The sequence below is a fragment of the Streptomyces sp. NPDC006430 genome (assembly GCF_040612395.1).
Taxonomy (GTDB): Bacteria; Actinomycetota; Actinomycetes; order Streptomycetales; family Streptomycetaceae; genus Streptomyces.
In genome coordinates, this window is sequence record NZ_JBEXQA010000024.1 from 99,645 (window position 1) to 116,324 (window position 16,680).

Sequence of the window (16,680 nt, forward strand, 5' to 3'; positions counted from 1 at the left end):
CCGACACGCTACGCCGTCGGCGCCGTCTCCCGCTCGGAGGTCACCGCGGCAGCCGCGGCCGCCGCGCGGTCGTGCTTCTCCCGTCGTACGAGGACCATCCAGCCCACCGGGACCGCCGAGGCGAACAGCCACCACTGCACGGCGTACGCCATGTGCGGGCCGATCGAGTCGTGGTCGGGCTCGGCGACCACCTCGGGCGTGCCCTTCGGCGGGACCGGATCGGTGAGTTCCAGGTAGCCGCCGAGGACGGGCTTGCCCAGGTACTCCGCCTGCTGCGTGCTGTTGATCAGCATCACCTGGCGCTCCGGCAGACCCTTGCGGTCCTTGATGCCGCTGCCGCCGCTCGTCTCGTCGGCCTTCAGCCGCCCGGTGACGGTCACTTCGCCCGGGGGCGCGGCCGGCACCGGCGGGTACGCCCGCGGGTCGTCGCCGCCCGCCACCCAGCCGCGGTTGACGAGCACCACGCGGCCGTCGGCCAGCACGAGCGGCGTCACGACGTGGAAGCCGACCTTGTCGTTGTCGGAGGTGCGCATGCGTACGACGACCTCGTGCGCGGCGTCGTAGGTGCCGGTGGCGGTGACCGCGCGCCAGTAGTCCGCGCGCGGGACCCGGTGGCCGGGGGAGGTCAGCTCGGTCATCGGGACCGGCTTCGCGGTCAGGTTCGATGCGATCAGCTCGTTCTGGGCGACCCGGTGTTCATGGCGGTGGTACTGCCAGAACCCCAGCTTGATCATCACGGGGATGAGAACGAGGGCGATGAGGGTGAGGCACACCCACTGCCGGGTCAGCACAAAGCGGTACACGCCCTCGACGGTACCCCCAACCGCGAAGACCCCGGCGGCCGGGTGGCCGTCCGGGGTCGTGGAGCGGGGAAGGGGGAGCGGGCGAGGGGTCAGGGGGAGGGGGGACCGAGGGGCGCTCACACCCGGTCGACGATGCCCACCTTCCCCTCTGCCCGGGCGCAGTGCGCCCCGCAGAACCATTGGCCCTCCACCTCGACGCCCTGTCCGATGATCTGCACCCGGCAGTGCTCGCAGATCGGCGCCATGCGGTGAATGGCGCAGGAGAAGCAGTCGAAGACGTGCACGCTGCCTTGCGCGTGCACCTCGAAGGACATGCCGTAATCGTTTCCGCAGACCTCACAACGTGCCATGCGCCACAGGGTGGGACGGGACGGCGGGCCGGGAAAGCGAGCGCCGGGCGAGTCGCACCACGCTCACCCGTCTGCCGCAGCCACGTCCCGCAGCAGCTGGGTGAAGGCCGCCTCGTCGACCACCGGCGTACCGAAGGACTTCGCCTTGGTCGTCTTCGAGGTGGCCGAGTCGGGGTCGTTCGTCACGAGCAGGCTCGTGAGCCGCGACACACTCGACGCGATGTGCAGGCCAGCCTCGACCGCCCGGTCCTCCAACAGCTCCCGGTCGACCGAGGTGTCACCCGAGAAGGCGATCCGCATGCCCTGCTTCAGGGGCTTGCCGTCCTCGAAGCGCCCCGGGTTCGGGTACGGGCAGGGGGGTCGCTTGCGCGACGGACGCCAGCTGCTGCCCCGGTAGGAGGCCTGGTGGCCGATCCTCGGGGTGACGGGGGAGTCCGACCACTCCGTCAGCGGTCGGCATTCCAGCAGGGGCAGCCGTACTCCGTCCCGCGCGGCGGCGTGCAGCGACGGACGGAACGCCTCCGCCAGGACGCGGGCGTCGTCGAGCGCGTGGTGGGCGCGCTCCTGGACCACGCCGAAGTGGGCGGCGAGCGACTCCAGCTTGTGGTTGGGCAGCGGGAGGTTCAGCTCCTTCGACAGGGCGATGGTGCACAGCCGCTGCCGGACCGGCGCGGTCTCGGCGGCCCGCGCGTACTCCCGGGCGATCATCTGCCAGTCGAAGATGGCGTTGTGCGCGACCAGCACCCGGTCCGCGAGCCGGCCCGCGAACTCCTCGGCGATGTCCTTGAAGAGCGGCGCGTCCTGGAGCACGTCGCTGGTCAGCCCGTGGATCCACACCGGTCCCGGGTCCCGCTGCGGGTTGACCAGGGTGTACCAGTGGTCCTCCACGTTGCCCTGCGCGTCGAGCCGGTAGACGGCTGCGGAGACTATCCGGTCGTCGCGCGCGAGCCCGGTCGTCTCCACGTCGACGACCGCGTACCCCTGGGGGTACGCGGTCGGCCACGTCGTCTCTGCGGTCGTACGGTCGTCGAGCATGGTCACAGAGGATATCGGCCCGCACTGACACCCGGGCGCCGCGGCAGTCCTTCCCGGCCGTCGGCCCCACGCCGCCACGAGGTGTCCCGCCGCGAGCGGTTCGAGCCCACGGCCGTCAACCGACCCCGGCAGCAAGCGGTGCACGGCCCTGCCGTGCACCTTCATTGCGGTGGCGCGGGCGGTGTCAGCAGGGCGTGCACGAGGGCCCGTACGGACAACAGGAACAGCCGCTCCGCATCTGCCGGGCGGGCGAGGGCGCGGGCGAGCGCCGGGTCGTCGGGCGCCGCGGCCGGGTCCCAGAGCTCGCTCTCGGCGGGGGACTGGGCGGGGGAGCGTTCGCGGTTGCGTTCGACGAGGACGAAGCCGACGATCTGGAACTGGATCGCGCGCACCGCGTCGGCGGCCCGGGTGCCGCGCAGCCCCGCCGCGTGCACCTCGTGGACCAGCGCCTGCTGGGCGGGCAGAAACATCCGCTCGGTGAGTCCGCGTTCGTGGACCATCGCGATCAGGTGCGGGCGCCCGCGCAGTTCGCGGCGCAGGATGCGGGCCACCGAGACGATGCGCTCGGCGGGCGTGCGGCCGGCCGTGGAGCTCCCCCCGGACGGGGTCCGGGGAACGATCGCGCCCATCTGTTGGACGGTCCGCTCCACGAGTGCGTCGAGCAGCGACTCGCGGTTGCCGACGTGCCAGTAGATGGAAGTCACCGCCGTGCCCAGCTCGGCGGCGAGTTTGCGCATGGTGAGGGCGCCCGGGCCGTGCTGCTTGACCAGGGAAGCGGCCGTCTCCAGCACCTCGTCGCGGGTGAGCGCGCTTCGGGCCATCACCGTCCACCAATCTGTTGGATCGTCAGTTCCGTTGTATGCAAGGGGCTTTACCCTTCATCGGGGGGGGGTGTAACTGTGTTACAGAACCGACCGAAGGGTGGTGCGAGACATGGCACGCGTACGGTACGGAGCGCGCACCGAGGCCGAGATCGCGGCGTCGCGCGAGAAGGGTTCCAGGCTCCCCGACATCTGGTCCACCGGTGTGGTGGCAGTCTGGGAGAGCGACCCGGACGTGGTGGCGGCGGTCCTGCCGCCACCGCTCAAGCCCGCCGAGCGACCCCTCGTACGGGCCAACATCAGCAAGGTCGAGCTGCCCGGCTACCCGCTCGGCGCGGGCTCGGTGGCCGTCGCCGCACGGCACGGCGGGGTCGAGGGCTGGTACCCGCTGGTCATGCCCATGACCCACGAGCGGGCGCTGGTCGGGGGCCGCGAGGTGTTCGGCGAACCGAAGAAGCTGGGTGAGGTCACCGTCGAGCGTGAGGGCCTCGTCGTCCGGGCCTCTCTGTCCCGGCACGGGATCGCGTTCGTGGAGGTGCGCGGGGCGGTGGACCGCGGGATGCCGCTGCCCGAGCCCAGCACCAAGACCGACTTCTACTTCAAGTTCTCGCCGGCCGTGGACGGTTCGGGCTTCGACGGCGACCCCGTGCTGGTGCACTGCACGCGCAACGAGAAGCACCGCACCCTGGAGCACGTCACCGGTGACATCGTGCTGCGCGAGTCGATGTTCGACCCCGTGGCCGACCTCCCGGTACGCCGGATCGTGGAGATCACCATCGGTGAGAAGACCACCGACCAGAAGGGCCGCGTGGTCGAGCGGGTCAGCGCCCGGGCCCTCCTCCCCTACGTTCACCAGCGCTACGACGACCCCCTGCAGATCCTGGACGGTCCGCCCGAAGGGAGCGTCTGAGATGCGGCTCGAACCCGGACAGGTGGCCGTCGTCACCGGAGCGGCCAGTGGCATCGGCCTCGCGATGGCCCGCCGTTTCGCCGCCGAAGGGCTGAAGGTCGTCCTCGCCGACGTGGAGGAGGGAGCCCTGCGCAAGGCCGCCGACGAACTGACCGCCGACGGCGCCGAGGTGCTCGCCGAGCGCGTCGACGTCGGCGACCGCGCCTGCGTGATCGCGCTGGCCGACGCCGCGTACGAGACCTTCGGCGCCGTGCACGTGCTCTGCAACAACGCGGGCGTCGGCTCCGGAGCCGAGGGCCGGATGTGGGAACACGAGCCCAACGACTGGAAGTGGGCCTTCTCCGTCAACGTCTGGGGCGTCTTCCACGGCATCCAGGCCTTCGTCCCCCGCATGATCGCCGGCGGCAGCCCCGGCCACGTCGTCAACACCTCCTCCGGCGACGGCGGCATCGCCCCGCTGCCCACCGCCTCCGTCTATGCCGTCACCAAGGCGGCCGTGGTCACCATGACCGAGTCGTTGTACGCCCACCTCAAGGCGGAGGGCGCAGACATCGGCGCCTCCGTCCTCTTTCCCGGACCGCACATGCTGCGCACCGGACTGTGGGAGTCGCACCGCAACCGCCCCGAGCAGTACGCCAAGGAGCGCCCGCGCAGGACCCCATACCGCAGCCTCGACCAGTACGAGGCCGCGATGAAACGGGCCGGCCGAGAGGTGGAGTTCACCCCGGTCGAGGAGGTCGCCGGGCACGTCATCGACGGCATCCGGGCCGACCGCTTCTGGATGCTCCCGGCCAGCGAGCACAGCGACCGGCAGATCCGCGCCCGGTCGCAGTCGATGCTGGACCGCGCCAACCCCGCCTACCTGGAAAGCTTCATCCTCGACTGAGGGGTCCGCCGTGACGCACGAAGGCACGCACGAAGGCACGCACGAAGGCGCACGCGAAAACACGCACGAAGATCCGTACCTGATCATCTCCTCCGACTGCCACGCGGGACTGCCGACCGAGCAGTACCGTCCGTACCTGGATTCCCGCTTCCACCGCGAGTTCGACGAGTTCCTCGGCCAGCGCGACGCCCGACGCGCCGAGGCGACCCGGCTGGGCGTCCGCAACGAGGCCTTCGCCCAGAAGTGGTTCCACGACCACGAGGAAGGTCTCAGGGGCGGCTGGGACACCGGGCAGCGCCTGAAGGAGCTCGACGGCGACGGCGTGGCCGCCGAGGTCGTCTTCCCGGACGCCGACGCCGTGGACAGCCAGACCGCCGCGCCCTTCGGAGTGGGCCTCGGGCTCTCGGGCGACCAGGACCCGCAGCTCGGCATGGCGGGTGCGCAGGCGCACAACCGCTGGTTGGCGGAGTTCGTCTCCGCGACCCCCGAACGGCACTGCGGGGTCGCCCTGCTGCCGATCACGGGGGAGCCGGCGACGGTCGTCGCCGAGGTCCACCGGGCCAAGGAGTCCGGGCTCGGCGCGCTGATGATCCCCGCGATGTGGGTGGACCAGGCGCCGTACCACGACCGCCGCTACGACCCCGTCTGGGCGGCCGCCGCCGAGACGCAGATGCCGATCGTCACCCACTCGGGGTCCTCGCCCCGCCACGAATACGGCGACCACCTGGGCATCTTCGTCTCCGAGGTGACCTGGTGGCCGGCCCGCCCGCTCTGGTTCCTGCTCTGGTCGGGGGTCTTCGAACGCCACCCGGGCCTGAAGTTCGGCGTCGCCGAGTCGGGCTGCTGGTGGTTGCCGAACCAACTGTGGTTCATGGACCGGCTCTACCTGGGCGCGCACGGCGGGAAGAAGCTGTCGCCGTTCGAGGAGCTGAACCGCCCGCCGAGCGAGTACCTGGACCGTCAGGTGTTCGTCTGTGCGACGAACACCAAGCGGCGGGAGCTGGCCCAGCGCTACGAGATCGGCGTGGACAACATCCTGTGGGGATCGGACTTCCCGCACCCCGAAGGGACCTGGCCCGACACGCGCGGCTGGCTGAAGAGGACCTTCCATGACGTCCCGGTCACCGAGACGCGCCGGATCCTCGGCCTGTCGGCGGCCGAGGTCTTCGGCTTCGACACCGCCGAACTGGCCCCGATCGCCCGCCGGATCGGCCCCACTCCGGCGGAGCTCGGCCAGCCCGCGGACCAGGCCTCGGTCGAGGCCTCCTGGGCCCGCTCGCGCGAGGTGGGCCGCCACTGGCTGACGGACCACGACTTCCCGGTCCTGGGGGTGTCGCGATGACGCGGTCCCCCGACCGCTACACGGTCATCTCGGCGGACTGCCACGCGGGCGCCGACCTGCTCGACTACAGGCCGTACCTGGAGCAGCGGTACCACGAGGAGTTCGACGCCTGGGCCGCGACGTACGTGAACCCGTACGAGGACCTCCTCGCGGACACGGCGGACCGCAACTGGAACTCCCAGCGCCGCCTGTCCGAACTGGAAGCGGACGGCATCGTCGCCGAAGTCCTCTTCCCGAACACCATCCCGCCGTTCTTCCCGAGCGCCTCCCTGCTGGCCCCGGCTCCCTCGGCCGCGGAATTCGAGCTCCGCTGGGCGGGTCTGCGCGCCCACAACCGCTGGCTGGCGGACTTCTGTGCGGACGCCCCCGGCCGGCGGGCCGGCGTGGTCCAGATCCTCCTGAACGACGTGCCCGAGGCGGTGAAGGAGATCCGCCGCACGAAGGAGGCCGGCCTCACGGGAGGTGTCCTCCTGCCGGGCGTGCCTCCGGGCAGTGGCGTTCCGGAGCTGCACTCGGCGCAGTACGACCCGATCTGGGCGGTCTGCGAGGAGCTGGACGTCCCGGTCAACCACCACGGCGGCTCGGCCTCGCCCCCACTGGGCGATGAGCCGGCGGCCCGGGCCGTCTTCATGGTGGAGACCACCTGGTTCTCGCACCGGGCCCTGTGGCACCTGATCTTCGGCGGGGCCTTCCGTCGCCACCCGGGCCTGAAACTGGTCCTGACCGAACAGGGGTCCGGCTGGATCCCGGGCGTGCTGGAGATGCTGGACTACTACCACGGCCGCCTGGTGGCGGCGTCGGCCACGGCGGAGTCGAAGTTCGGCGCGGGCCTGGCGCAGTCCATGGGCAAGGGTCCGAGCCAGGTCTGGCGGGACAACTGCTTCGTGGGGGCGAGCTTCATGCGCCCCCACGAGGTCCCGCTGCGGGAGCGGATCGGCCTCGACAAGATCATGTGGGGCAGCGACTACCCCCACGACGAAGGGACCACGCCGTTCTCCCGCGAAGGCCTGCGCATCGCCTACGCGGGCCTGCCGCGCGAGGAGATCGCCGCGATGGTCGGCGGCAACGCGGCCCGCGTGTACGGCTTCGACCTGCCGCTGCTCGACGCGGTCGCCGCCAAGCACGGCCCCCTGGTCGCGGAGATCGCCCGGCCCCTGACCCGGATCCCCCCGCAGGCCACCAGTCCGGCCTTCGCCCGCGGAGCCTCGGTCCGCGTCTGGTGACCGTGCGACTCCTCCGGCGCGGCTCGGGCCAGTGAACCCGAGCCGCGCCGGAGGACCCGGCCGCGCCGGAGGACCCGGCCGCGCCGGAGGACCCGGCCGCGCCGGCGGACCCGTCCGGTACCGACAACTCGGGTCATCTTGCGAACCGTCGGTAACCCCGACGGATACCGATCGGTAACAACCTCTAGCGGCAGCCCCGAAGCCGCCTCTATGGTGCGGACATGCCGAACCTGCCCGATGTCGTGCTGTGGTCCATACCCGCCTTCGTCCTGCTCACCGTCATCGAGCTCGTGAGCTACCGGATCCATCCCGACGAGGACGCCGCCGGGTACGAGACCAAGGACGCCGTCACCAGCATCGGCATGGGACTCGGCAGCCTCGTCTTCGACCTGCTGTGGAAGATCCCGATCGTCGCGATCTACACGGCGGTGTACGAGCTCACCCCGCTCCGCGTCCCCGTCCTGTGGTGGACCGTCCTGCTCATGCTGCTCGCACAGGACTTCTGCTACTACTGGCAGCACCGCGGGCACCACGTGATCCGGATCCTGTGGGCCTGCCACGTCGTCCACCACAGCAGCCGGAAGTTCAACCTCACCACCGCCCTGCGCCAGCCGTGGACCAGCGCCACCTCCTGGCCCTTCTACCTGCCGATGATCGCCCTCGGGGTGCACCCGGCCGCCGTCGCCTTCTGCTACTCGGTCAACCTCGTCTACCAGTTCTGGATCCACACCGAGCGCATCGGGAAGCTGCCCCGCCCGATCGAGTACGTCTTCAACACCCCCTCCCACCACCGCGTCCACCACGCCTCCCAAGGGGGCTACCTGGACCGCAACTTCGGCGGGATCCTGATCGTCTGGGACCGGATGTTCGGCTCCTGGGTGGGGGAGGAGGACAAGCCCGTCTTCGGGCTGACCAAGAACATCAGCACCTACAACCCGCTGCGCGTCGCCACCCACGAGTACGTCGCCATCGCCCGCGACGTACGTGCCGCCCGCAGTTGGCGCGAGCGCGCCGGGCGGGTCTTCCGCGGCCCCGGCTGGCAGCCCGCCCCCGTCGCTTCCGCGGCCCCGGCCGGCACCCCCGAGCACGCCGCGTGAGCGCCGCCGAGCCCCGTACGCCCTCCTGGGCCCGGCCCGCGGCCGTACCCGTCGGGGCCGGCTCCGCCTCCCCGATCCTGCTCGGTGCCTTCGCCGCCGCCACCGTCGTCGACCTCGTCTCGCTGCTCGCCGGCTGGCACCTCGGGCACGTCATCGCCAAGCCGCTCCTGATGCCGCTGCTCGTCGGCTACGTGATCACCCGTCGGGCTCCCCGACTGCTGATCGCCGCCCTGCTGTTCGGTTGGGGCGGGGACCTGGCCCTGCTCTTCGACGCCGACGTCGCCTTCCTCGTCGGCATGGGCTCCTTCGCCGCCGGACACGTGTGCTACCTCGTGCTCTTCGGCCGGCGCAGGACGCACCCCGCACTCGGGGGCGCGTACGCCGCCGCCCTCCTCGCAACCGTAGGCCTGCTCTGGGGAGACCTGCCGGCCGACCTGCGTATCCCGGTGGCCGGGTACAGCCTGCTGCTCACCGCCATGGCCTACCGCTCCAGCGCCCTCGGCCTGAAGGCCGGACTCGGCGGGGCGTTGTTCCTGCTCTCCGACACGCTGATCGCCACCGGGGTCGCCGCGTGGCCGCAGCTGCCCCGCCCCGACTTCTGGGTCATGGCCACCTACCTCGCCGCCCAGTACCTGCTGGCCGAAGGCGGGCTCACCCCGAAGCAGGCGTACCGTATGACGGTCCTACAAGACTGAACCATCGCCGTCGCCGATCACGAGGGATGCACCACCATGCGCGCCACCGTCATCCACGCCCCGCACGACATCCGCGTGGAGGAGGTGCCCGACGCTGCGATCCAGCGCCCCGAGGACGTCGTCGTCCGCGTCCTGCGTGCCTGCATCTGCGGCAGCGACCTGTGGGCCTACCGTGGCGAGGCCGAGCGACAGCCCGGCCAGCGCATCGGCCACGAGTTCCTCGGCATCGTCGAGGAGACCGGCCCGGCCGTGACCGGACTGAAGACCGGCGACCTCGTCGTGGCTCCCTTCATGTGGTCCGACGGCACCTGTGACTACTGCTCCGAGGGCCTGTACACCTCTTGCGTGCACGGCGGTTTCTGGGGCTCCGTCGGCCACGACGGCGGTCAGGGCGAGGCCGTGCGCGTCCCGCACGCCGACGGCACCCTCGTGAAGCTGCCCGCAGCGGCGGTCTCCGACGACCACCTGCTGACCGGACTGCTCGCCCTGTCCGACGTCATGGGCACCGGTCACCATGCCGCGCTGGGCGCGGGCGTCCGCAAGGGCTCCACCGTGGCCGTCGTCGGTGACGGCGCGGTCGGCCTGTGCGGGGTCCTCGCGGCCAAGCGCCTCGGCGCCGATCGGATCATCGCCCTGGGCCGTCATGCCGCCCGTACGGACATAGCCAAGTTCTTCGGGGCCACCGACGTCGTCGCCGAGCGGGGCGAGGCCGCCGAGGCCGCCGTCCGTGAACTCACCCGGGGCCAGGGCGCCCACGCGGTCATCGAGGCCGTCGGCACCGAGCAGTCCATGCGCACCGCCGTGAACATCACCCGCGACGGCGGATCCGTCGGCTACGTCGGCGTCCCGCACGGCAGCGGCACCGGCCTCGACCTCGGCGTGATGTTCGACCGCAACATCAGCCTGCGCGGTGGTGTCGCCCCGGTGCGCGCGTACATCCCGGAGCTGCTGGAGGACGTGCTGAGCGGCGCGATCGACCCGGCCCCCGTCTTCGACCGCGCCGTGTCCCTGGACGAGGTCCCGGACGGCTACCGGGCGATGGACGACCGCAGCGCGCTGAAGGTGCTCATCAAGCCCTGACGGGCCTTGCGCCTGCACCTGAACCGGCACCGTTCACGGCACCGGCACCGGCACCGGCACCGGGCGAGCGGAGGGGCCGGTCCGGGGAGAATTCCCCAGACCGGCCCCTCCGGTTCACGCGACTGCGGTTACTTGACGGCCTTCAGCGCGTCCACCACGCCGTAGCCGTAGTAGCCGGTCTGGCCCCACTTGCTCTGGCAGGTGGTGGCGTCGATCAGCGCGCCCGTGCCGTCGTAGACCTTCTCCGGGCAGGCCGTCTTCGTGGCCTGGGCCTTCAGCATGGCCTGGAGCTGCGACGGCGTGGCCGTCGGGTGCGCGCTCTTGAGCAGCGCCGCCACGCCCGCCACGTGCGGTCCGGCCATGGAGGTGCCCTGCTTGTAGCCGTAGTTGCCGCCCGGCAGGGTGGACAGCACACGGCCGTTGGCGTCCGGGGTGGCCGGCACCTGCCACTTGTCGCCGCCGGGGGCGGCGACGTCGACGACGCCCAGGCCGTAGCTGGAGTAGTACGACTTGAAGCCCTTGTCGCCAGTGGCACTCACGGTGACCACGCCCGGCAGCTGGGTGGGCAGGTCCAGGCAGACGTGCGGGTCGATCGTGCGCGGGACCGGGGTCGTGTCGTTCGGGCTGGAGTCGTCGACGATCGCGTTGGAGGCCAGGTCGTGGTTCGAGTTGCCGGCCGAGGCCACGCTGAGCACGCCCTTGCGCTCGGCGTACTTGGTGGCCCGGGAGAGGGCCTCCACCAGCGCCTTCTGGTCGTCGTCCGACTTGCAGTTGTACAACCAGGGGTCGACGTAGTAGCTGTTGTTGGTCACCTCGATCCCCTTCTCGGCGGCGAACATGAAGCCGCAGACGACCGCCTCGGTGTAGAAGAAGCCGGCGCCCGGCTCGCTCACCTTGATCGCGGCGACCTTCACTCCCGGGGCGACACCCGAGATGCCTATGCCGTTGCGCGCGGCCGCGATGGTCCCGGCCACGTGCGTGCCGTGGTCGCTGCCGTCCGGGTACGGGCGCCAGGCGCCCTCGGTGGTGTCCGCGATGCCGCCGACGCAGTTGGCCGACTGACCCTTGGAGAAGTTCGGCGCGAGATCCGGATGGGTGTCGTCGACGCCCGTGTCGATGACGCCCACGGTGACGTCCGGGCTGCCATCGTTGATCTTGTGCGCTTGATCGGCCTTGATCGCCCGCAGGTCCCACTGGTTGGGCTCCAGCGGTTCCTGACCGTCCGTGGCGGTCGACGCCGCCTTGGCGGCGTCCGCCGCGCTCAGCTTCTGCGTGGTGCCCTCTTCGGTGGTCTGCACCGGCGAGAGGGGGGCCGTCCGGGTGGCGCCGACCGACACGAACAGACCGCGTTGGGCGCGCAGCTGCTTGGCGAAGTCCGGGTTCTGGGAGTGTGCGACGACGACCCCGATCTGCTCATAGGACGTCACCACCGTTCCGCCGGCGCGTTCGATGGCCTTCTTCGCGGCCGTCACCGTGGCGTACGCGTTCAGGTTCGCGACGTACGAGAGCTTGGGGCCGGTGGTGTCCGGCTTCACCGCGGTCGCCGCGCCCGCCGTGTTGCCCAGCGGGGCGGCTGAGGCCGCGACCGAGGGCAGGAAGGCGAGCGAGGCGGTGAGCGCCAGGCCGACCGGTACGGCGAGACGTCCGCGCCCCTTGGGGGATCGTGACCCCAGCTGAGCCATGGGTTCTCCACATCATCCGTGAAAGGGCCGTCTGCGCGGGGTCGCGCACGACGACGGGTTCATGACAGGTGAACCTAGTGCCGGTGTTCGCATGTGCGCCATCCGTTCGGCACATCAGTTTCCAAAGAATCCACTGGTGTTGAACCGTCCCGGCGCGCCAGCCGTGCCGTTGTCAGGGGCCGATCAGCGCCACCGTCCCCCACACGGAGGTTGTTTTGTCCGTTGTCCCCAACGCACCCGCGTCACAAGGAGAGCCCCCCGTGACCACCGAAGCAGCGCCGCCGCCGGGCAGCGCGGGAACGCCGACGACGAGCCCCACGGTCGAAGAGTTCACCGTCGTTCAGCAGAGCGCCGAATTCGCCGAACTGCGCAGTTCCTACCGCTCCTTCGCCTTCCCGCTCACCGTGGCCTTCATCGCCTGGTACCTGCTCTACGTCCTGCTGTCCAACTACGCCGGCGGCTTCATGGGGACCAAGCTCTTCGGCAACGTCAACGTCGCCCTCGTGCTCGGCCTCGCCCAGTTCGGGACCACCTTCCTCATCGCCTGGCTGTACTCCCGGCACGCCGCCGCGAAGCTCGACCCCAAGGCCGCGGCGATCAAGGCGCGCATGGAGGCCGGCGAATGAGCGACACCCAGCAGCTCGCGACCACCGTCGCCGCCGGGGCCACCGAGCACCGGCCACTGATCATCACCCTGTTCGGGCTGTTCGTGGTCGCCACCCTGATCATCACGATCTGGGCCGGCCGCCAGACCAAGGGCGCCGCCGACTTCTACGCGGGCGGTCGCCAGTTCACCGGCTTCCAGAACGGCCTCGCCATCTCCGGCGACTACATGTCCGCCGCGTCCTTCCTCGGCATCGCCGGCGCCATCGCCCTCTTCGGCTACGACGGCTTCCTCTACTCCATCGGCTTCCTCGTGGCCTGGCTGGTCGCCCTGCTGCTCGTCGCCGAGCCGCTGCGCAACTCCGGCCGCTACACGATGGGCGACGTCCTCGCCTTCCGGATGCGCCAGCGGCCGGTCCGTACCGCCGCCGGCACCTCGACCATCGTGGTCTCGATCTTCTACCTGCTCGCCCAGATGGCCGGCGCCGGCGTGCTCGTCTCGCTGCTCCTCGGCATCACCAGCGACGGCGGCAAGGTCGCCATCGTCGCGCTGGTCGGCGTACTGATGATCGTCTACGTGACCATCGGCGGCATGAAGGGCACCACCTGGGTCCAGATGATCAAGGCGGTCCTGCTCATCGCGGGCGCCCTCGTCATCACATTCCTGGTGTTGCTGAAGTTCCACTTCAACATCTCCGACCTGCTGGGCAAGGCCGCGGAGAACAGCGGCCAGGGAGCCAAGTTCCTGGAACCCGGTCTCAAGTACGGCAAGGACGCAACGACGAAGCTGGACTTCCTCTCGCTCGGCATCGCGCTCGTCCTCGGCACCGCCGGACTGCCGCACATCCTGATCCGCTTCTACACGGTGCCCACGGCGAAGGCCGCCCGTAAGTCTGTGAACTGGGCCATCGGCATCATCGGCGCCTTCTACCTGATGACCATCGCGCTCGGATTCGGCGCCGCGGCCCTGCTCAAGCGCACCGACATCATCACCTCCAACAAGGCCGGTAACACCGCGGCCCCGCTCGTCGCCCAGGAGCTCGGCGGGGGCGCGGGCTCCACAGGCGGCGCGGTGCTGCTCGCCGTGATCTCCGCGGTCGCCTTCGCCACCATCCTCGCGGTGGTGGCCGGGCTCACCCTCGCCTCCTCCTCGTCCTTCGCCCACGACCTGTACGTGAACGTGATCCGCAAGGGCAACGCCACCGAGCAGGAGGAGGTACGGGCGGCCCGCTGGTCCACCGTCGTGATCGGCGCCGTCGCCATCGGCCTCGGAGCCCTGGCCCGCGACCTTAACGTCGCCGGCCTGGTCGCCCTCGCCTTCGCGGTCGCCGCCTCCGCCAACCTCCCGACGATCCTCTACAGCCTGTTCTGGAAGCGGTTCAGCACCCAGGGAGCGCTGTGGTCGATCTACGGAGGCCTCGTCTCCGCGGTCGTCCTGGTGCTCTTCTCCCCGGTCGTCTCCGGCAAGCCCACCTCGATGTTCAAGACCGCCGACTTCTACTGGTTCCCGCTGGAGAACCCGGGCATCGTCTCCATCCCGCTCGGCTTCCTGCTGGGCTGGCTGGGAACCGTCCTGTCCAAGGAGAAGGCCGACCCCCAGAAGTTCGCGGAACTGGAGGTCCGCTCCCTCACCGGAACCGGCGCCCACTGAGGCCCTGGCCAGCCCGTACGTGCCCCCGCACGCGCTCCGGCCGCGTCGTACTTCCCTACGACGCGGCCACACCGCGTCTCGTTCAATCGGGCATCCCTACAAGTCACGGACGTCGCGTAGGCTCGTTGGCGCCGCCAGACAATGGTCCGGGCGGTGCGAACCTCTATGAACCGGACAGGGGAGGGGGCCCACAGTGCTTCTCGACACGTACGGCCGCGTGGCCACTGACCTGCGCGTCTCACTCACCGACCGGTGCAATCTGCGCTGTACGTACTGCATGCCCGAGGAGGGTCTGCAGTGGCTCGGAAAGTCGGATCTGCTGAGCGACGAGGAGATCGTCCGACTGATCCGGATCGCCGTCACCCAGCTCGGCATCACCGAGGTCCGCTTCACCGGCGGCGAGCCCCTGCTGCGCCCCGGACTGGTCGGGATCGTCGAGCAGTGCGCGGCCCTGGAGCCCCGCCCCAAGATGTCCCTAACCACCAACGGCATTGGCCTCAAGCGCACCGCGCAGGCGCTCAAGGCCGCCGGGTTGGACCGGGTGAACGTTTCACTGGACACCCTGCGGCCCGAGGTCTTCAAGACCCTCACCCGGCGCGACCGGCACCACGACGTCATCGACGGCATGGCCGCGGCCCGCGAGGCGGGCCTGACCCCCGTCAAGGTCAACGCCGTCCTGATGCCGGGCCTGAACGACGACGAGGCTCCCGACCTGCTCGCCTGGGCCGTGGAGAACGCGTACGAGCTCCGCTTCATCGAGCAGATGCCGCTCGACGCCCAGCACGGCTGGAAGCGCGACGGCATGATCACCGCCGGTGACATCCTGGCGTCGCTGCGCACCCGTTTCACGCTCACCGAGGAAGGCGCCGGGGAACGCGGATCCGCCCCCGCCGAACGCTGGGTGGTCGACGGCGGCCCGGCCACCGTCGGTGTCATCGCCTCGGTGACCAGACCCTTCTGCGGCGCGTGCGACCGCACCCGACTCACCGCCGACGGCCAGGTCCGCACCTGCCTGTTCGCCACCGAGGAGTCCGACCTGCGCGGAGCCCTGCGCTCCGGCGCCCCGGACGAGGAGATCGCCCGCCTGTGGAAGGTGGCGATGTGGGGCAAGAAGGCCGGGTCCGGCCTCGACGACCCCTCCTTCCTCCAGCCCGACCGCCCGATGTCCGCGATCGGCGGCTGACGGCTGCCGACCGCTGACGGTGGCACCGGCCGCACAAGGGCGTCACTGACGGCCGTCCAGAGCTCGTCTAGCGCCGCTCCGAGCCCTCCGGCTGGACCCACGCGTCGAGCTCCACGACGTCCTTGAGGAAGCCGCGGACCCCCAGGAACTGGGAGAGGTGTTCGCGGTGCTCCTCGCATGCCAGCCAGGTCTTGCGCCGCTCCGGCGCGTGCAGCTTCGGGTTGTTCCACGCCAGGACCCAGACGGCCGCGTCGCGGCAGCCCTTAGCCGAGCAGGTGGGCGCTTCGACGGTACGAGCGGCAGCGGAGGGGTCGTGGGAGTCGGGGGAGTTCACGCCTCAACCCTACAAACCCCTCGCCCGGAAAGGCGACGCCGGGCAGCCACGGGGGGAGCTGCCCGGCGTCGGTCCGTCGCTCCGACGGGGGATGCGGAGCGCGTAGGCAGTATGTCACGCAAGACCCGGTGCAGTGCACCGGAACTTCATGATTGATCTGAGCTTTTCTTGAGGTTTCCCGTGTTCAGTGCCGGACGCACAGGTGACGGGATGAAGTGCGACGGCAGTGAGGGGGTCGACTCGCGCCCCGCGTTGGCGATGACCACGGCCACGTACGGCAGCAGTGCGCCCGCGACGAGCGTCACGATCGCCACGTGCCGTTCCACGTTCCAAAGGATCACGGTCGCCAGCACCGACAGCGTCCGGATCGACATCGAGATGACGTACCGGCGCTGCCGTCCGCGCACGTCCTCGTCCAGGCCCAGTCGGGCTCCGGTGATCCGGAAGACCTCGGCCCCGTTCCGTTTCTTCCGTTCCACGCTCCACCACCCGATCCACCTGCCGGACGCCCGCCGGTCCGCACCCCTCCCACCGTACGCCGCCCGTCCTGTGGTGAGGAGGGAGGGTGTCCCCCGAACGGGGCTGTCCGGAATGCGTAGTACGCCGGACGGGTCGAAACTGGGCCCACATGCGCACAACGCGCCACGAGGAGGCTCGACATGCAGTGGTTGTGGGCCATCATCATCGGTTTCGTGCTGGGCCTCATAGCCCGGGCCATCCTGCCGGGCAAGCAACATCAGCCCCTGTGGCTGACCACCCTGTTCGGCATCGTCGGCGCCATCCTCGGCAACGCCGTCTCCGGGTGGATCGGCGTCGAGGAGACCAGTGGTATCGACTGGACACGGCACCTGCTGCAGCTGGCCGGAGCAGTCCTGATCGTGGGCCTCGGCGAGATGATCTACACGGCGATCCGGGGCGACAAGAAGAGGCAGATGACCTGAGGGTGCACGGCGGAGGGGCCGGCCGGACCCATGGGTCCGGCCGG

18 protein-coding genes are annotated in these 16,680 nt (G+C 70.5%); 11 read left to right on the forward strand and 7 right to left on the reverse strand.

Going from position 1 to position 16,680, the window contains the following annotated elements:
• Positions 1-8: 8 nt before the first annotated feature.
• From ABZZ20_RS27495 to ABZZ20_RS27510, 4 genes are all read right to left on the reverse strand, one after another.
• Positions 9-803, reverse strand: a complete 795-nt coding sequence (locus ABZZ20_RS27495) for an SURF1 family protein (protein ID WP_356874060.1) — start codon at positions 801-803, stop codon at positions 9-11.
• 116 nt (positions 804-919) lie between these two features.
• Positions 920-1,153, reverse strand: coding sequence for a hypothetical protein (locus ABZZ20_RS27500; RefSeq protein ID WP_078613516.1), 234 nt, complete (start codon positions 1,151-1,153; stop codon positions 920-922).
• A 63-nt stretch (positions 1,154-1,216) separates the two neighbouring features.
• Positions 1,217-2,194 (reverse strand): DEDDh family exonuclease, encoded by a 978-nt coding sequence (locus ABZZ20_RS27505; RefSeq protein WP_356874062.1) that lies wholly within the window; start codon positions 2,192-2,194, stop codon positions 1,217-1,219.
• A 155-nt stretch (positions 2,195-2,349) separates the two neighbouring features.
• Positions 2,350-3,009 (reverse strand): TetR family transcriptional regulator, encoded by a 660-nt coding sequence (locus ABZZ20_RS27510; RefSeq protein WP_356874064.1) that lies wholly within the window; start codon positions 3,007-3,009, stop codon positions 2,350-2,352.
• A 112-nt stretch (positions 3,010-3,121) separates the two neighbouring features.
• On the opposite strand from ABZZ20_RS27510, the gene ABZZ20_RS27515 reads away from it, so the two are divergent.
• The 7 genes from ABZZ20_RS27515 (at position 3,122) to ABZZ20_RS27545 (ending at position 10,242) form a co-directional block, all read left to right on the forward strand.
• Complete coding sequence (locus ABZZ20_RS27515) at positions 3,122-3,919, forward strand: acetoacetate decarboxylase family protein (protein WP_356874066.1); 798 nt, start codon at positions 3,122-3,124, stop codon at positions 3,917-3,919.
• 1 nt (position 3,920) lies between these two features.
• The gene (locus ABZZ20_RS27520) at positions 3,921-4,805 is read left to right on the forward strand and encodes an SDR family NAD(P)-dependent oxidoreductase (RefSeq protein ID WP_356874068.1); all 885 of its coding nucleotides are present in this window, start codon (positions 3,921-3,923) and stop codon (positions 4,803-4,805) included.
• Positions 4,806-4,815: 10 nt separating this feature from the next.
• On the forward strand, positions 4,816-6,147 hold the full coding sequence (locus ABZZ20_RS27525; RefSeq protein WP_356874070.1) for an amidohydrolase family protein: 1,332 nt from the start codon (positions 4,816-4,818) through the stop codon (positions 6,145-6,147).
• Positions 6,144-7,370, forward strand: a complete 1,227-nt coding sequence (locus tag ABZZ20_RS27530; protein WP_356874072.1) for an amidohydrolase family protein — start codon at positions 6,144-6,146, stop codon at positions 7,368-7,370. Before ABZZ20_RS27525 ends, ABZZ20_RS27530 begins: the two co-directional genes overlap by 4 nt.
• A 221-nt stretch (positions 7,371-7,591) precedes the next feature.
• Positions 7,592-8,467 carry a sterol desaturase family protein gene (locus ABZZ20_RS27535; RefSeq protein WP_356874074.1) on the forward strand — a complete coding sequence of 292 codons (876 nt, stop codon included), beginning with the start codon at positions 7,592-7,594 and terminating at the stop codon, positions 8,465-8,467.
• A 74-nt stretch (positions 8,468-8,541) separates the two neighbouring features.
• Positions 8,542-9,162: a lysoplasmalogenase gene (locus tag ABZZ20_RS27540; protein ID WP_356874101.1), complete on the forward strand. Its 621-nt coding sequence runs from the start codon at positions 8,542-8,544 to the stop codon at positions 9,160-9,162.
• Between the two features lie 36 nt (positions 9,163-9,198).
• Complete coding sequence (locus tag ABZZ20_RS27545; protein WP_356874075.1) at positions 9,199-10,242, forward strand: zinc-dependent alcohol dehydrogenase family protein; 1,044 nt, start codon at positions 9,199-9,201, stop codon at positions 10,240-10,242.
• A 128-nt stretch (positions 10,243-10,370) separates the two neighbouring features.
• Here ABZZ20_RS27545 and ABZZ20_RS27550 read toward each other — a convergent pair whose 3' ends face one another.
• Positions 10,371-11,924, reverse strand: coding sequence for a S8 family serine peptidase (locus tag ABZZ20_RS27550; RefSeq protein WP_356874077.1), 1,554 nt, complete (start codon positions 11,922-11,924; stop codon positions 10,371-10,373).
• A 260-nt stretch (positions 11,925-12,184) separates the two neighbouring features.
• Between ABZZ20_RS27550 and ABZZ20_RS27555 the strand changes: the two genes are divergently transcribed.
• The 3 genes from ABZZ20_RS27555 (at position 12,185) to moaA (ending at position 15,361) form a co-directional block, all read left to right on the forward strand.
• Positions 12,185-12,550 (forward strand): DUF485 domain-containing protein, encoded by a 366-nt coding sequence (locus ABZZ20_RS27555; RefSeq protein ID WP_356874079.1) that lies wholly within the window; start codon positions 12,185-12,187, stop codon positions 12,548-12,550.
• Positions 12,547-14,178 (forward strand): cation acetate symporter, encoded by a 1,632-nt coding sequence (locus ABZZ20_RS27560; protein WP_356874081.1) that lies wholly within the window; start codon positions 12,547-12,549, stop codon positions 14,176-14,178. The genes ABZZ20_RS27555 and ABZZ20_RS27560 overlap by 4 nt, the downstream gene beginning before the upstream one ends.
• A 193-nt stretch (positions 14,179-14,371) precedes the next feature.
• Positions 14,372-15,361: a GTP 3',8-cyclase MoaA gene (moaA, locus tag ABZZ20_RS27565; protein WP_356874083.1), complete on the forward strand. Its 990-nt coding sequence runs from the start codon at positions 14,372-14,374 to the stop codon at positions 15,359-15,361.
• A 67-nt stretch (positions 15,362-15,428) separates the two neighbouring features.
• Here moaA and ABZZ20_RS27570 read toward each other — a convergent pair whose 3' ends face one another.
• Positions 15,429-15,695, reverse strand: a complete 267-nt coding sequence (locus ABZZ20_RS27570) for a hypothetical protein (protein ID WP_356874085.1) — start codon at positions 15,693-15,695, stop codon at positions 15,429-15,431.
• Between the two features lie 146 nt (positions 15,696-15,841).
• Positions 15,842-16,174, reverse strand: coding sequence for a DUF3099 domain-containing protein (locus ABZZ20_RS27575; RefSeq protein ID WP_356874087.1), 333 nt, complete (start codon positions 16,172-16,174; stop codon positions 15,842-15,844).
• Between the two features lie 180 nt (positions 16,175-16,354).
• On the opposite strand from ABZZ20_RS27575, the gene ABZZ20_RS27580 reads away from it, so the two are divergent.
• Positions 16,355-16,636 (forward strand): GlsB/YeaQ/YmgE family stress response membrane protein, encoded by a 282-nt coding sequence (locus ABZZ20_RS27580; RefSeq protein ID WP_356874089.1) that lies wholly within the window; start codon positions 16,355-16,357, stop codon positions 16,634-16,636.
• Positions 16,637-16,680: the final 44 nt, after the last annotated feature.

Bases quoted from the DNA above. Each gene is read 5' to 3' on its own strand.
- ABZZ20_RS27500 (WP_078613516.1), bottom strand. From the start codon at position 1,153: ATGGCACGTTGTGAGGTCTGCGGAAACGATTACGGCATGTCCTTCGAG.
- ABZZ20_RS27510 (WP_356874064.1), bottom strand. From the start codon at position 3,009: ATGGCCCGAAGCGCGCTCACCCGCGACGAGGTGCTGGAGACGGCCGCT.
- ABZZ20_RS27515 (WP_356874066.1), top strand. From the start codon at position 3,122: ATGGCACGCGTACGGTACGGAGCGCGCACCGAGGCCGAGATCGCGGCG.
- ABZZ20_RS27520 (WP_356874068.1), top strand. From the start codon at position 3,921: ATGCGGCTCGAACCCGGACAGGTGGCCGTCGTCACCGGAGCGGCCAGT.
- ABZZ20_RS27530 (WP_356874072.1), top strand. From the start codon at position 6,144: ATGACGCGGTCCCCCGACCGCTACACGGTCATCTCGGCGGACTGCCAC.
- ABZZ20_RS27535 (WP_356874074.1), top strand. From the start codon at position 7,592: ATGCCGAACCTGCCCGATGTCGTGCTGTGGTCCATACCCGCCTTCGTC.
- ABZZ20_RS27545 (WP_356874075.1), top strand. From the start codon at position 9,199: ATGCGCGCCACCGTCATCCACGCCCCGCACGACATCCGCGTGGAGGAG.
- ABZZ20_RS27550 (WP_356874077.1), bottom strand. From the start codon at position 11,924: ATGGCTCAGCTGGGGTCACGATCCCCCAAGGGGCGCGGACGTCTCGCC.
- ABZZ20_RS27560 (WP_356874081.1), top strand. From the start codon at position 12,547: ATGAGCGACACCCAGCAGCTCGCGACCACCGTCGCCGCCGGGGCCACC.
- ABZZ20_RS27580 (WP_356874089.1), top strand. From the start codon at position 16,355: ATGCAGTGGTTGTGGGCCATCATCATCGGTTTCGTGCTGGGCCTCATA.